1 protein-coding gene is annotated in these 261 nt (G+C 62.5%); it reads left to right on the forward strand.

The features are described from left to right. A partial coding sequence (locus ACU18_RS20000; protein WP_197273619.1) for a hypothetical protein occupies positions 1 to 261 on the forward strand: 261 nt, incomplete at both ends.

Genomic DNA, 261 nt, shown 5'->3' on the forward strand with positions numbered 1-261 from the left:
GCACCTGGCTCGCCAGCCAAGGCACGTTCCTGCCCGCAGGCCGGGCCTACATCAAAATCTACGGCTACAGCGGCAACGCAAGCTGGGGGAAAACCTACACCCTGAACACCACACTGGCCGCCGGGACCGTTGAACTTGAACCCAACACCAGCACCTCCACCGCCACCGTGGTTCCGTTGGCAACCACAATCTCCGGGTCAACCCTCAGCGCAAACTCCTCCGACACCGACTACTACGCCGTCGACCTGCCCAAAGCAGGCA

This window comes from Arthrobacter sp. ZBG10, assembly GCF_001238605.1.
In the GTDB taxonomy this organism is placed as follows: Bacteria; Actinomycetota; Actinomycetes; order Actinomycetales; family Micrococcaceae; genus Arthrobacter.